Annotated in this window: 13 protein-coding genes; 9 read left to right on the top strand and 4 right to left on the bottom strand. The window is 68.9% G+C overall.

The annotated features are described in order from the left end of the window. Window positions 1-31: 31 nt before the first annotated feature. The 7 genes from ACFRAU_RS02965 to ACFRAU_RS02995 all read left to right on the top strand — a co-directional run bounded on the left by ACFRAU_RS02965 (window position 32) and on the right by ACFRAU_RS02995 (window position 9516). Window positions 32-1219 (top strand): glycosyltransferase family protein, encoded by a 1188-nt coding sequence (locus tag ACFRAU_RS02965; RefSeq protein ID WP_377998734.1) that lies wholly within the window; start codon window positions 32-34, stop codon window positions 1217-1219. After that, a complete protein-coding gene (locus ACFRAU_RS02970) occupies window positions 1206-2423 on the top strand; it encodes a glycosyltransferase (RefSeq protein ID WP_377998735.1) in 1218 nt (405 codons plus the stop codon). The genes ACFRAU_RS02965 and ACFRAU_RS02970 overlap by 14 nt, the downstream gene beginning before the upstream one ends. Continuing rightward, window positions 2423-3640: a glycosyltransferase family 4 protein gene (locus ACFRAU_RS02975; protein ID WP_377998736.1), complete on the top strand. Its 1218-nt coding sequence runs from the start codon at window positions 2423-2425 to the stop codon at window positions 3638-3640. The genes ACFRAU_RS02970 and ACFRAU_RS02975 overlap by 1 nt, the downstream gene beginning before the upstream one ends. Beyond that, a complete protein-coding gene (locus tag ACFRAU_RS02980; protein ID WP_377998834.1) occupies window positions 3640-5595 on the top strand; it encodes an ABC transporter ATP-binding protein in 1956 nt (651 codons plus the stop codon). The genes ACFRAU_RS02975 and ACFRAU_RS02980 overlap by 1 nt, the downstream gene beginning before the upstream one ends. Beyond that, window positions 5592-6851: a phosphotransferase gene (locus ACFRAU_RS02985; RefSeq protein WP_377998737.1), complete on the top strand. Its 1260-nt coding sequence runs from the start codon at window positions 5592-5594 to the stop codon at window positions 6849-6851. Before ACFRAU_RS02980 ends, ACFRAU_RS02985 begins: the two co-directional genes overlap by 4 nt. Continuing rightward, complete coding sequence (locus ACFRAU_RS02990; RefSeq protein WP_377998738.1) at window positions 6848-8062, top strand: hypothetical protein; 1215 nt, start codon at window positions 6848-6850, stop codon at window positions 8060-8062. The genes ACFRAU_RS02985 and ACFRAU_RS02990 overlap by 4 nt, the downstream gene beginning before the upstream one ends. Window positions 8063-8133: 71 nt before the next feature. After that, the gene (locus ACFRAU_RS02995) at window positions 8134-9516 is read left to right on the top strand and encodes a UDP-glucose dehydrogenase family protein (protein ID WP_377998835.1); all 1383 of its coding nucleotides are present in this window, start codon (window positions 8134-8136) and stop codon (window positions 9514-9516) included. Window positions 9517-9597: 81 nt separating this feature from the next. Here the strand turns inward: ACFRAU_RS02995 and ACFRAU_RS03000 are convergent, their stop codons facing one another. Further along, window positions 9598-9804, bottom strand: coding sequence for a hypothetical protein (locus ACFRAU_RS03000; RefSeq protein WP_377997538.1), 207 nt, complete (start codon window positions 9802-9804; stop codon window positions 9598-9600). Window positions 9805-10239: 435 nt separating this feature from the next. Between ACFRAU_RS03000 and ACFRAU_RS03005 the strand changes: the two genes are divergently transcribed. After that, on the top strand, window positions 10240-10569 hold the full coding sequence (locus ACFRAU_RS03005) for an ArsR/SmtB family transcription factor (protein WP_377998739.1): 330 nt from the start codon (window positions 10240-10242) through the stop codon (window positions 10567-10569). Further along, complete coding sequence (locus ACFRAU_RS03010; protein ID WP_377998740.1) at window positions 10566-10979, top strand: SRPBCC domain-containing protein; 414 nt, start codon at window positions 10566-10568, stop codon at window positions 10977-10979. The genes ACFRAU_RS03005 and ACFRAU_RS03010 overlap by 4 nt, the downstream gene beginning before the upstream one ends. A gap of 91 nt (window positions 10980-11070) precedes the next feature. Here the strand turns inward: ACFRAU_RS03010 and ACFRAU_RS03015 are convergent, their stop codons facing one another. Genes ACFRAU_RS03015 through ACFRAU_RS03025 form a run of 3 tightly spaced genes read right to left on the bottom strand, consistent with a single transcriptional unit; the run spans window position 11071 to window position 14161 of the window. Further along, window positions 11071-12252: a Gfo/Idh/MocA family protein gene (locus ACFRAU_RS03015; RefSeq protein ID WP_377998741.1), complete on the bottom strand. Its 1182-nt coding sequence runs from the start codon at window positions 12250-12252 to the stop codon at window positions 11071-11073. Window positions 12253-12306: 54 nt separating this feature from the next. Further along, window positions 12307-13056 (bottom strand): ThuA domain-containing protein, encoded by a 750-nt coding sequence (locus tag ACFRAU_RS03020; RefSeq protein ID WP_377998742.1) that lies wholly within the window; start codon window positions 13054-13056, stop codon window positions 12307-12309. 1 nt (window position 13057) lies between these two features. After that, window positions 13058-14161, bottom strand: coding sequence for a Gfo/Idh/MocA family protein (locus ACFRAU_RS03025; protein ID WP_377997533.1), 1104 nt, complete (start codon window positions 14159-14161; stop codon window positions 13058-13060). Window positions 14162-14221 lie beyond the last annotated feature (60 nt).

Raw genomic sequence — 14221 nt, forward strand, 5'->3', positions numbered from 1 at the left:
TTATTCACACGACTCTCTGGGTCTCGGTCACGTGCGGCGCAATCTCGCGCTGGCCCACGCCCTGACGAACCAGCTTCCCTACCTGACGGGCCGCAACGTCACCGGCATCCTCATTTCCGGCACCGCTTTAGCCTCCGGGTTCGATGTTCCGGCAGGCTGGGACTGGGTCATCCTGCCCGGGGTGGATAAGAGCCCGGCCGGCTACCAGCCCCGCAGCCTCACCGTGCCCATGCAGGACCTCGTGTCGCTCCGGGCCGGCCTGCTCGAATCTGTGCTGGGCGGCTTCCTCCCCAACCTGGTGGTGGTGGACCGCCACGCCACCGGAATCCATCACGAACTCGAAGCGGCACTGCGCCGGGTCCGCTCCGCCGGGCCCGTCCGCACCGTTCTGGGACTGCGCGAAATCCTGGATGCGCCGGCGGCAGCCATCGCCGAGTGGGAGCGGGAGGGCGGCGCTCCCCTCGTGAACGACCTGTTTGACGCCATCTGGGTCTACGGTGACCCCGCTGTGCATGATCCGCTCGCCGCCGGGGAAATACCGCTGTCCGTAGGAAAACTTGTCCGCTACACCGGTTACCTCGCGGCCGGCAGGCCTGCAGGACCGGGCCATATCACCATGCCGGTCCCCTACTTCCTGACGACGGTGGGCGGCGGGGCTGACGGGCACGCACTCGCAGCCGTGGCAGTGGCGGCGGACCTGCCGCCCGGCATGGGACACCTGGTCGTCGCCGGACCCCAGATGCCGGCAGACCAGCTCTCGGACCTGCGGCGGCGGGCAGTCCCGGGGGTCAGGATTGTCGAGCGGCTCGATGACATGGTGCCCCATCTGGCCGGGGCCCGGGCCATTGTGTCCATGGGTGGCTACAACACCGTCTGCGAAATCATGAGCACCAACGTTCCTGCCCTGATCGTGCCGCGCACACGGGCGCGGTCCGAGCAGCGGATCCGGGCCGCCTCCCTGGCCTCCGCGGGTTACCTGGATTATCACGAGATCGGCACACTCACCCCTGAGATCCTCTCCGGCTGGCTGGCCGGCCGGCTGGGCACCCGGGTAGACCGGCGGAAGGCCCGGCTCGACGGGCTGGTCCGCGTGCCGCAACTGGCGGCCGAACTGCTGCAGCCTGCGCTGCAGGCGGCCGCATCCCCGGCGACCGGTGCACGGGCCGCGGGCGCACATGACCGCAGCGAACGGGAAGGTGCCGCCCATGCTGCCGTCTGAACCGGCCATCGCTTACATCCTCAAGATGTATCCGCGGTTTTCCGAGACGTTCATCGTGTCGGAGATCCTGGCGCGCGAGGCCGCCGGGGACAGGATCGAAATCTTCTCCCTGCGCCCCTGCAACGACCAGCGGTTCCATCCCGAGCTGGCACGCGTCAAGGCGCCCGTGACCCTTATTGGCCGGCCCAAAAGCGCCGAGCGCGTCTGGGAGACCTTCCGCGCCGCGGAAGCCAGCGGTCTCGCCCCGGCGGTGTCCCGGGTTTTCGCGGAACTGGCCACAACTGACCCAAACGATGCGCTTCAGGCCATCAACCTCGCCGTTGCCCTGCAGAAGCGCAATATCCGGCATCTGCACGTCCACTTCGCGTCCACTCCGACCAGCGTGGCGAGGCTGGCCTCCGCCATCACCGGCATCCCCTATTCCTTCACGGCGCACGCCGTGGACATCTTCGTTGAGACCGTGGCCGACGACCTCCGGACCAAGTTCGCCCAGGCCCACCACGCCGTGACCATCAGCGAGTACAACCTGCGCTTTCTGCAGCGCCGCTTCCCGGACGTCACTTCCCACCTCCACCTGGTGCGGAACGGTTTGGAACTGGAGCGTTTTCCGTACCGTGACCCCGGTCCCATCGGCTCCACAGTGCGGGTGGCCGCGGTGGGGCGCCTTGTGGAAAAGAAGGGGTTCCAGCACCTGCTGCCTGCCGCAGCGGAACTGGTGGCGCAGGGTTTCCCGCTGGACCTGAGGATCGCCGGCACGGGCGTGTTGGCCGAGCAGCTGGAATGCACGATCGAACAACTCGGGCTGGACCGGCATGTGAGGCTGCTCGGTCCACAGACCCAGGACCAGGTCCACGAGCTGCTGGACTCGGCCGATGCCTTCATTGCGCCCTGCGTCGTGGGCTTGGACGGCAACGCCGACGGCATGCCCACGGTCCTGCTGGAGGCCATGGCCGCCGGCGTTCCCTGCATCTCCACCTCCGTCACCGGCATTCCGGAAGCGGTGCGCAACGGGCACACGGGAATCCTGACCCGGCCCGGCCAGCCTCGTCTGCTGGCGCAGGCCATCCGCCGCATCAGCTCTCCTGCCACGGACCGGGTAGCGCTGGCCCGCAACGCGCGCGCCCTGATCGAGAGGGACTACGACGTGCGGCGGCAGGCGGAGGCGCTCCGGGCCCTGTCGCTGGCGGAAAGGAGGGTTGCCTGATGCGCGTCGCCTACGTCTGCGCCGACCCCGGTGTTCCCGTCTTCGGCAGCAAGGGTTCCTCGGTCCATGTGCAGGAGATCGTGCGGGCCTGGCGCCGGGCCGGGGCAGACGTCACGGTCTACTGCACCCGCGCCGGCACCGACCGGCCGGCAGACCTGGCGGATCTCGCCGTCGTCGAACTCCCGCCCCGCCGCGTGGACAGGGAGAAGCCCGGTTCCGGGGAGGAGCGGGAGCGCGCCATCGGGGAAGCGGCAGCGGCGCTGGCCGAGTCGGTGGTCCGCGACGGCTGCGACGTGGTCTACGAACGCTACTCACTGTTCAGCCCGGCCCTTGCCGTGGCCGTTGAAAGCCTCGGAGTCCCGGCTGCGCTGGAGGTCAATGCGCCGCTGATCGAGGAGCAGCAGCACTACCGGCAGCTGTTTGACGTCCGGCTGGCCGAGACCGTGCTGCGCCGCAACGCCCTGGCCGCGGACACTGTGGCCTCTGTCTCGGAGCCCGTGGTGCGCTGGCTGGAGCGCCGGGTGCCGGGCGCCAAAACGCTGCTGGCACCGAACGGTGTTAACACTGAGCGGATCGGTCCCCGGCCGCGCGGCCGGGGCCACCCGCACCGGCTCACCGTGGGATTCGTCGGCACGCTGAAACCCTGGCACGGTGTCCCCGCCCTGCTCACGGCGGTGGCGCTGGCCAACGCTGACGCTGGGCCCCTAGGCGCGGCGGGCGACGCCGGACCGTTGGCGCGCGCCGACCGCTGGACTGTGAAGATCATCGGCGACGGCCCCGGCAGGAAAGACCTCGAACGGGCGGCAGCCGGGCTGGGCGTGGAGGCCGAGTTCACCGGCGCCGTGCCCCCGGACGCCGTCCCCGGACTGCTCCACGGATGCGACGCCGCCGCCGCGCCGTACCCGCAGCCGGTGCCCGGCCGGGACGACTACTTTTCCCCGCTGAAAGTCTACGAGTACCTGGCCGCCGGCATGCCGATCGTGGCCACGGCGGTGGGCCAGATCCCGTCCATCGTGGAGGACGGGCGAACCGGGCTGCTCGTCCCGCCGGGTGACGCGTCCGCTTTCGCCGCAGCCCTCCGGCGCCTGGGTGCGGACGCGGCGCTGCGGGAGCGCCTGGGCACGCAGGCGAGGGCCGCCGCCGTCGGCCGCTACAGCTGGGACGGTGTGCTGTCCCGCATCACCGCGGAGCTGCCGCTCCGCCAGGAGGTGGCATGATGAGCGCGCACGCCCACCGGGCGCAGCCGTCGCGGCAGCCGGCCGCCGCCGCGCAGCCGGCCGCCGCCGCGCAGCAGGCCGCCGCGCAGAAGCAGGGGCGGCCATCCCGGCGCCAGCGGAATCCTGCCCCGCCGCCGCAACCGGAATCGGGGCTTCGGCGCACGTTGCGTTGCGTGCGGCCGCACCTGCGGGGCCATCGCCTCCTCATGGCGGGCGGGTTCGTCGGGCTGGCGTTCGACGTGATTTTCCGTCTGGTGGAACCGTGGCCCCTCAAGCTGGTGGTCGACGCCGTATCCCGCGCCCTCGGTGCCACACTGCACAAGCCCGGCCCCACCATGGACGCCAGCGTGCAGACACTCATCCTGTGCGGGGCGGCGGTGGTAGCCATCAGCATCGGGCGCGCCATCTCCAACTACTGGTCCGCCATCTGCTTCGCCCTCATCGGTTCAAGGGTGGCCGCAGACCTGAGGGCACAGGCCTTCCGCCATGTCCAAAGCCTGTCCATGCGCCACCACACCCGCGCCTCCACCGGCGACACGGTGCAGCGGCTGGTGGGCGACGTCTCCCGGCTGCAGGACGTGGCCATCACCGCCGGGCTGCCGCTCATGGGCAACATGGCCACTCTGGTGGCGATGGTCGGCATCCTGCTCTGGCTGGATCCCCTGCTCTCGTTGGTGGTGGTCCTGGCCGGCGGCGCCTTCGTCCTCCTGTCCCGCGCCAGCTCAGGCCAGATCACCGCGGCGGCCGGCAACTCCCGCAAGGGGGAGGGGCATCTGGCCACGACGGCGGCGCAGACTCTGGGTGCCATCCGCGAGGTCCAGGCCTACGGCCTGGAGGACACCATCAGCTCAGGCTTCCGCAGCAGCAACCAGGCAACCCTTGGGACAGGCGTCGCGGCGCTGCGGCTCGCGGCCGGGCTGGAGCGGCGCACCGACGTGCTCATCGGCATTGCGACGGCGGTTGTCCTGGCCGGCGGCGGCTGGCGCGTGCTGGAGCACGCGATCACCCCGGGCGATCTGGTGATATTCCTGATGTACCTCAAGACGGGCATGAAACCGTTGAAGGACGTGGCAAAACAGATTGGCCGGATCGCCCGCGCCACCGCCTCCGGCGAACGCGTGGCCGACCTGCTGGAGGCCCAGACGGACCTGCCCGAAGCCCCCCACGCCCGGCGGTTGGACAGCGCCCGCCCGGATATCGTCCTGGACAACGTCTCCGCCGGCCACGGCGACGGGACCGTGCTGCACGGGATCAGCCTCACCATCCGATCCGGCGAACATCTCGCCATCCTGGGCCCCTCCGGCGCCGGCAAGTCCACCCTCGCTTCCCTGATCCTGCGCATGATCGACCCCAGCACCGGAACCGTCCGCGTCGGCGGCGAAGACCTCCGCGACCTCACCATCGCCTCCGTCCGCTCCCACGTGTCCATCCTCCTCCAGGACTCGGTGCTCTTCGGCTCCTCGGTGCGGGACAACATCCGCTTCGGCCGGCTCGACGCCACCGACCGGGACATCGAGGAGGCCGCCGCCCTGGCCCAGGCCGACAGCTTCATCCGAGCCCTCCCGGACGGGTACGACACCGTCCTCGGCGAAGCAGCCAAAGACCTCTCCGGCGGCCAGCGCCAACGCATCGCCATCGCCCGCGCCATCCTCCGCCAGGCACCCATCGTCATCCTCGACGAAGCCACCGCCGGACTGGACCCCGTCTCCCGCAACTCCGTCCTGCAGGCCCTCGCCGCCCTGACCCGCGAACGCACCTCCATCACCATCACCCACGACGCCCACTCCGCCCGCTCCTGCGACCGCATCATCTGGCTCGAGCACGGCCGCATCATCGAAGCCGGGCGCCCGGAGGACCTGCTCCGCGACCCCGGCTCACGGTTCGCCGAATGGCTGAAGGACGAGGACCTTGGTGTGGATGACCAGCGTGGCGAAGTCAGGCAGGTGGTGCCGTGAACGCCTCACCATCCGGGTTCAGCAATCCGGACCGTTCGCTGGCCAGCCGCGACGCCGCGCTGCCCGGCCTGGCCTGGCTGCTGGACAACACACGGCTCTCCGAACTGCTCGGCGAGACGGTCCGCGTCACCCGCGTCCGCTACAAACCGGGCACCTCGCTCCTCGTTGCCTACCGTCGCCTGCGCAACGGAAGCTTTGATTACGGCTGGGCCTATACCCTGGCCACCCCTTCCGCCAAGCTGCTCCGGCGCGAAAGCACCTCACGGTCACGCGGCGGGAACATGCGCGTCCTCCGGCCGGACCCCGCACACCCGGACATTTTGGTGGGGGTAGGCGGTGTGGAGGATGACTGGGCCCTGTACAGGAACCTCGCATGGCTGCGCGAGACCGGCGCCGAACGGCTGGGACTTCACCCCAGAGCGGCAGCCGGCCTGCCCGGGGGCAGCAGCGTGCTGCGCTACAAGCCCGAGCGGCGCCTGGTCCTCTTCGCGCACAAGGCGAGCACCGCCGTCGTGATCAAGACCGTTGCCAAGCCCGCCGGCACCGGACAGCAAACCGCCTTCCTGAACCGGCTGGAGCGCCACGGGGTGCAGCTCCTCCCGCAGCTGGGGGACGCGGAATGCCTGGAGCACGGCATCAGCGCCTGCGTCGCCTGGGGTGGCGGTGACCTTGCAGGGCTCGACGACGATTCCGCCGCCTTCGCTGCCGGCGAGGCTTTGGCACGGCTGCACTGCGTCCCGGTAGACGGTTCAGCGGCGGAACCCAGTGCTAACGCAGCGGCGCAACTGAGGGCGACCCGCACTATGGTCTCCGTCCTGCTGCCCGCCTTGGAGGAGCCTGCCCGGCGCATCGAGGCCGGACTCGGGCCGCTCCTGCCGGATGGTGCAGGGTCCGGCCACGTGCTGGTGCACGGCGACTTCTCGCCCGACCAGGTGCTGGTGGGGGGCTCGGAGGTGCGTCTCATCGACTTCGACCGGGCACACGCCGGAACGGCCGAGGCTGACCTGGGATCATTCGCCGCGGCGGAGGAGGCGACGCTGCGGGCTTCCGGCGGTTCACCTGCCGGCGGCCCCAAAACGGCACGGCTCACCGAAGGCTACCGCCGGGCCGGCGGACGGTTCACGCGGTCCGGGATGGATGCCTGGACGGCCTTCCGGCTCTTCAACAGCAGCGTTGACCCCTTCCGCGACCGCTCGCCGGACTGGGCCGAGGAGATGTCCTGGCATCTGAACCGTGCAACGGAGCTGATCCCATGACCTGGCATCCGCCTGTCCCCCGCCGCGTGACCGACCCTGCAGGATCCGTCTGGTCCGTCCAGCGTGCCTGGCCCGGCGTCTCGGCAGGCCGGTACGTCCTGGAGGTGCAGTCGCACAACCATCCCGGAGTGCTGGGCGGGTTCTTCCGCGAAGGCCGGTTCGTCCCGGTAGGCGCGGAAGACTCCAAGCTGCCCGCACTGGCCCTCGAATCGCCGAAGGGCGAAACAGTGGTCCACCGGGCCCACAAGCGGGCAGTCCTGCGTGCGGGCGACACGTACATCAAAGTGTTCCGGCCGGAACAGGCGCCGGCGGCGGCCGCAAACCACGCGTTGGCCACCGTGCCCCTGGCCGGCGGCCGCTTCAGGACACCGGTGATGACCGCACCCCGGCCAGATGTCCTGGTCTTCAGCCGCGTGGCCGGGCGGCCCTACTATGAGCTCGGCCAGGACCAGTCCGCCGTCCCGGACGACTACTTTGCCGGCATGTGGGCTCACTGGTCGCAGGCCTGGACGGAAACTGTTGCCCGCGCCAGCGGCCCCGCTTTCCGCGCCAGCCTGGAGCAGCTTCCGGTGCACGATGCCGAGGAGGAACTGGTCAAGGTGCGGCGGTGGATCGATCACTGGCTCCTGCACAGCGAAGGGATCCCCGAGGCCGGGCAGGGACGCGCTGCGCTCCTTGCACAGGCCGACGCCGTCACGGCCGGTCTTCTGGCCGGGCCCTTCGATTCCCTGGGCTGGGCGCACGGAGACCTGCACGACAAGCAAATACTGGGCACCGACATAATGGGCACTGACTCACCGGGCACCGACATACTGGGCACCGACTCACTGGGCACCGACAACGCCGGAGCGCCGGGACTGCTGGATTTCGATGAGGCCTGCAGGGCCGAGGCCGCCCTGGACCTGGCCAACCTCGACGTGCACCTGGAACTGCGCCGGCGGCAGAACCTCCTCAGCGGGCGGCGGTTTACCATCGCCCACGCGAGCATCGTGTCCGCGGCGAGCCGCCTGCACGTCAGCCCGGAACGGTTCGAGGCGTATGCCGCCTCCGCCCGGCTCCGGCTGGCCTGCATGTACTCGTTCCGGCCGCCGTGGGGATCCTGGGCGGTGAGGTACCTGTCGTCACAGGACCTGGTCCCGCCTGCCCTGCGCCGGTCACCCGAATCCCGCGCGTCCGTCCCGCACCTGAGCACCGAACCGAGCCTGACATGAGTAATTCCCCATGGGGAGATTACGCCGCCCCGCCCGTTCCGCCGTCGTCCGTTCCTTCCGCACCTGCGGGCCTGTCCCTGTCGGTCATCGGCACCGGATACCTCGGCGCCACGCACGCGATCTGCATGGCGCTGCTGGGGCACCGGGTGGTGGGGATCGACGTCGACGAGAACAAGATCCGCTCCCTGTCCACCGGGCAGCTGCCGTTCTACGAACCCGGGCTCGGCCAACTGCTCCGCCGCATGCTGGACAGCGGCCGGCTGAGCTTCACCACCGACTTCTCCCCCGCGGCCGGCGCCGACATCCACTTCCTCTGCGTCGGCACCCCGCAAATGCCCGACTCCCCCGCCGCCGACCTCCGCTTCCTCGACGCAGCCCTTGCCCGGCTCGCCCCGCACCTGGACACAGCCTGCCTCGTCGCCGGCAAATCCACCGTCCCCATCGGCACCGCCGAACGCCTCACGGCCTACCTGCAGCGCACCGCCCCCGCCGGAGCCCGGGCCGAACTCGCCTGGAACCCCGAATTCCTCCGCGAAGGACACGCCGTCGAAGACACCCTCCACCCCGACCGGCTGGTCTTCGGCGTCCCCACCGAACACGCCCGCGCCCTCCTGACCGCCTGCTACGCGCCGATCATCGACCACGGCACCCCCGTGGTAGTAACCGACCCCGCCACCGCCGAACTGGTCAAAGCCGCCGCCAACTCCTTCCTCGCCACCAAAATCTCCTACATCAACGCCATGGCCGAAATCTGCGAAGCCACCGGCGCCGATGTCAACCAACTCGCCACCGCACTCTCCTACGACAACCGCATCGGCGGCCGCTTCCTCAAACCCGGCCTCGGCTTCGGCGGCGGCTGCCTGCCCAAAGACATCCGCGCCTTCACCCACCGCGCCAAAGAACTCGGCGTCGGACACGCCGTCGGCTTCCTCCAGGAAGTCGACGCCATCAACCAACGCCGCCGCCAACGCACCGTGGACCTCATCACCGAAATGGCCTGCGGCGACCTCACCGGCGTCCACATCACCGTCCTCGGCGCAGCCTTCAAACCCGACTCCGACGACATCCGCGACGCCCCCGCCCTGGACGTCGCCCGCATGCTCCACCAAGCCGGAGCCCACATCACCGTCTACGACCCCCAAGCCATGAACAACGCCCGCCGCGCCTACCCCGACCTCACCTACGCCCCATCCCTCGAAGCAGCCGTCACCGGAGCCGAAATCGTTGCCCTCCTCACCGAATGGGACGAATTCCGCCACGCCAACCCCGCCACACTGGGCCACCTCGTCCAGCTACGCAACATCGTCGACGGCCGCCACGCACTCAACGCCGACGCCTACCGCGCCGCCGGCTGGGACTACCGCGCCCTCGGCTCCCCCAACAAACTGCCGGCGGAGGTTCTTCAGCGGCAGGGTTCCGCTGCTACAGAGGCGCACGTCCCGCAACGGGCGTAGGGGGGTGGCGTGGGGCTTTCAGCCGGAGTGGCCCCGGAGTGCGGGGCTGTCAGAGTTCAGGGCTCTCAGAGTTCAGGGCTCTCAGAGTGCGGGGTCGGGTGTTCCGGCTGCCTTGTTGCGGGTTTCCATCAGGTGCAGCTGCAGCTTCGCTTCTGCTTCCCGACGCCGTTTGGCCCGTTCACGCATCTGCCGTGTTGCCTCGGAGCCTTCGGAATGGATCAGTCCGGCCGTTCGATTGCGGGGGGCGCCACCGCCGGAGGGTGCCGCCGCCAGAAGTTCTTCGCTCATGCCCAATGGTCACATGAGCGTGATCTTGCAGGAAGAGTTGCCGGTGGAGCGTGACCGGATCGGAACCTCTGGTACCCGCTGGCAGCATTCATAAGGGCCGGCGGCGGTTGGGAAGGCACCCCGGGCTCGTAAGGATCGCTCACCGGGGCTCTTGCCGTCGGCCCCACCTTTATTTTACGGGCCCGGGGCCCCGCGAAACAGGGATTTTTCGGCAAATCTGTCGCCAAAACCTCCAGCCACCCGCTCCATGAGGCCTGGCCCGGCAAATCTGCACCACTTTGGCCCGCCGTTGCACGGAGGTGCCCCGAGAAACCGCGGGCGAGGGCCTCTGGTGTCCGCGAAAGTGGTGCAGATTTGCGCGGCACATGGCCCCAAGATCCGGCGCCAATAGGGTCCGCACTTTCATTTCGGAAATTTCCGACATATCCTGCAGGCGTGCTTCCCGACATCTTCGGCGCCTTGGCGAACCCTTCGCGGCGCACCATCCTCGACGAGCTCTGCAATGGCCCGCGGACAGCTGGCGACCTCACGGGCCTGCTCGCGCAGAGCCGGTCCACGGCGTCGGAACACCTAGCCGTGCTCCGCGAGGCCGGGCTCGTCCGGGAAGAGCGGCAGGGCCGGCACCGGGTGTACCACCTTCAGGCCGACGGCCTGGCCGAGGTGGACGGCTGGCTAAAGCATTACGAGCACTACTGGAACCGGCGCCTCGATGCGCTGGGCAACCTACTGGACAGCAACCTACTGAACGGGGAGAACCCAAAATGACCGACAACACGATCCGCCTCACGCGCCGCTTCCCGCACCCGCCCCAGACAGTCTGGAAGGCGCTCACGACGCCGGACCTGCTCGCCCGCTGGTGGGCGCCAGGCGATATCGCCCCTACCGCGGGCCACCGCTTCACCCTCGACATGGGCGCCTGGGGCACCCAGCAGTGCGAAGTCCTCAGCGTCGACCCCGGCACCTCCATCAGCTTCCTTTTCGCTGAAGGCACCCTGGACACCACCGTCACGTGGACGCTCGAGGCCGTCGAGGACGGAACTGTCCTGCACCTCGAGCACGCCGGTTTCAAACTCGACACCCCGATGGGCCAGCAGGCCTTCGACGGCATGGGCAACGGCTGGCCCGGGGTGCTGTCCCGGATCGACGACGTCCTCGTGGACGCAGCCCGCCCGTAAGTCTGCGGTCAGTGGAGACGGACGCGTTTGTGGCGGCCGTCGGCGTGGGGCTGGCTGCAGGCGGGCATGGATAGCTTTCTACGGCCAGGCGTCAGGTCCCCTCGGTAGCGAACGCCATCCGGTCCACCCGGGTGATGGTGCTCCTGTTGCTGGCGGACTCTTCGATCGCGGCCAACACCCGCTGGACCCGGAGGCCTTCCTCGAACGACGGCGTCGGCGCCTCGCCCGCGTTAACGGCGGCGAGGAAGTCGCGGATCTGGTGCGTGAAGGTGTGTTCCCAGCCGATGATGTGGCCCTGCGGCCACCACGCGTCCATGTGCGGGTGCTCTGGTTCGTTGACCAGGATCCGGCGGAAACCCTGCTCACGGACCGGGAGGCTGGCGTCAAGGAAATTCAGTTCGTTCAGGTTTTCCAGGCAGAACGTCAGCGACCCGAGTGAACCGTAGACCTCGATGCCCAGGCTGTTCTTCTGGCCGGTGGCAACCCGGGAGGCCTCCACGGACGCACTGACATTGCCGGTCATCCCCAGCGTGGCCCAGGCGGCGTCGTCAACAGTCACCTGTTCCCAGCCCTTCGGACCCGGCCGGTCGGCCACAAAGGTCCTCAGCGTTCCGGTCACCTCTGTGACAGTCTCACCGGTGAGGAACTGGACCTGGTCTATGGCGTGGGACGCGATGTCGCCGAGAGCGCCCGAGCCTGCGGTTTCCTTCCGCAAACGCCAGCTCATCGGGGCCCCGGCGTCCGCGAGCCAGTCCTGCAAATACGCCGCCCGGACGTGCCGGACAGTGCCAAGCCTGCCTTCGGCGATGAGTTCGCGGGCCAGCGCCAGGGCCGGCACACGCCGGTAGTTGAACCCGATCATCGACTGGACGCCCTTGGCTGCGGCCGCCGCGGCTGCCGCACTCATGGCTTCGGCCTCAGCGATGGTGTTGGCCAATGGCTTTTCCACGAGTACGTGCTTCCCGGCTTCGAGGGCGGCGATGGCGATCTCTGCGTGCATCCAGCCCGGGGCGCAGATGTCCACGATGTCGATGTCGTCCCGGGTAATCACGGAGCGCCAGTCGGTGGCGGACCCGGCCCAGCCGTACCTGGCTGCGGCCTGGGCCACCTTGCCGGCGTCCCGGCCCACGAGCACTTTCTGCTCGAAGGCGGGGACGTCGAAGAAGCTGGCCACGTTCCGCCAGGCATTCGAGTGGGCCTTGCCCATGAAGGCATAGCCGATCATTGCCACACCCAACGGGCGGGGATCTGACGGTGCAGGGGAGGTGGTCATGGTGCTCCTGGGATCTTTTGCGGTGGGCCGGGCGGGGGTTTGCGGCGGAGTGCCCTAGTCTTTGTCGAACCAGCCGCGGTCCGGGTTGGAGACCTCCGGTGCCGCACGGAACCGGTCCGGCTGCGCCACCCAGCCAACGCCGTTGGCGATGACCCTTTGGATCTGCGGCTGGTGGTACACCGGGTATTCCTGGTCGCCTGGGCTGAAATAGAAGATCCGGCCGGCGCCCCGGGAGAACGTCACGCCGGAGCGGAACACCTCGCCGCCGGTGAAGGAGCTGATGAAGATCAGGTCATCGGGCTCCGGGATGTCGAACAGCTCCCCGTACATTTCCTGCTGGGGGATGACGATGGGGCTTTCGACGCCGGCCGCAATCGGGTGTGAAGGCTTGACCGTCCAGACGAGTTCGCGTTCGCCCTCGTTGCGCCACTTCAGTGAGCAGGTGGTGCCGAGCAGCCTGGTGAAGATCTTGGCGAAGTGCCCGGAGTGCAGCACCACCAGGCCCATGCCGCCCAGGACGTGGCGCTGCACGCGTTCCACCACGTCGTCGCTGACTTCCCGGTGCGCGATGTGCCCCCACCACAGCAGCACGTCGGTCTGGGCGAGTACCTCTTCGGACAGTCCGTGTTCCGGATCGGCGAGCGTCGCCGTCGTGATTTCCGCGTCCGGGTAGAAGGCCCGGAGCCCGGCGGCAATGGCGCCATGGATGCCTTCCGGGTACATCCCGGCCATGGTTTCCGGCTCGTTGCGGGCCTCATGGACGGCCTCGTTCCAGACGACGACCTTCAGTTTCTTATCAGACATGTCAGAGCACCACTTCACGCTGCTCGCGGGCGGACTTGTAGCAGGCATCGAGGACCAGGGCGCGGCTCAAGGCAAGCGATCCGTCGTGGCTGCCCCAGACGGTCTCGCCGCCGCGGACGGCGGCAATGAAGTCGTCGACGACGGCCTGGTGGGCGCGGCCGGGTTCGGCCACCACGTTGAAGTCGGCGTTTTCACCGTCCTTCTCCGCGAAGACGCGCACTTCCGCCACCGGAGTTTCGGAAGCTCCCACCGAGCGCAGTTCCGCTCCGCCGTCGGTGCCGTAGACGGTGAAGTCGATCAGGTCGCGCTCGTCACGGTAGCTGGCCCATCCTGCTTCCAGGACGAGGGTCCCGCCGCCTTCCAGCCGGATGAACGCGGACGCGAAGTCTTCCACCTCGAACTTGTGGCTGGATGTGGTGGCGGTGTAGCGGGCGTTGCCGCCGAGGCCGCGCGGGCCAAGTTCGGAATGCGTCGAGGCCGAGACCGCCACGACCTTCGGTTCGCCCAGGAGGTGGAGGGAATAGTCCAGGACGTGGACGCCGATGTCCGCCAGCGGCCCGCCGCCGGCGAGCTCGGGGTTGGTGAACCAGCTGCCGAGCGTGGGAATGCCCTGGCGGCGGAGCCAGGATGCCTTGGCGTAGTACGGGCGGCCCACACCGCCGTCGTCAATCACTTGCTTGAGTGCCTGGATGTCACCGCGGCGGCGGTGATTGAACGCGACGTCCAGGACGCGCCCGGCCTTCCGGGCGGCGTCGACCATGGCCTGGCCCTCGACGCCGTTGCGGGCCAGCGGCTTTTCGCTCAGCACGTGCAGTCCGCGTTCCAGTGCCGCAATGGAGATCGGTGCGTGCAGGAAGGTGGGGACGGCCACGCTGACGGCGTCGAGGCCGTCGAGCTCGATCAGGTCTTCCCAGCGGGCGAAGGCGTGCGGAATGCTGTATTCGTCCTTCATTTGGGCCAGGAGTTCCTGCTCCATGCCGGCGACGGCGACAATCTGGACGCCGTCGATGGTGCTGTACGCCTTCAGGTGCTGCTGGCCGGCCCAGCCGATGCCCACAACTCCTACCTTGAGGGGTGCGGACGAAGCCTGCTGCTGAATGCTCACGTTGTTCCTGTTCTTTCTGTGGTTCTCGTTGGAGTCTGTGGGTGGGTCTGGATTCGGTGG

This window comes from Arthrobacter sp. NPDC056691 (assembly GCF_042791415.1).
Classification (GTDB): Bacteria; Actinomycetota; Actinomycetes; order Actinomycetales; family Micrococcaceae; genus Arthrobacter.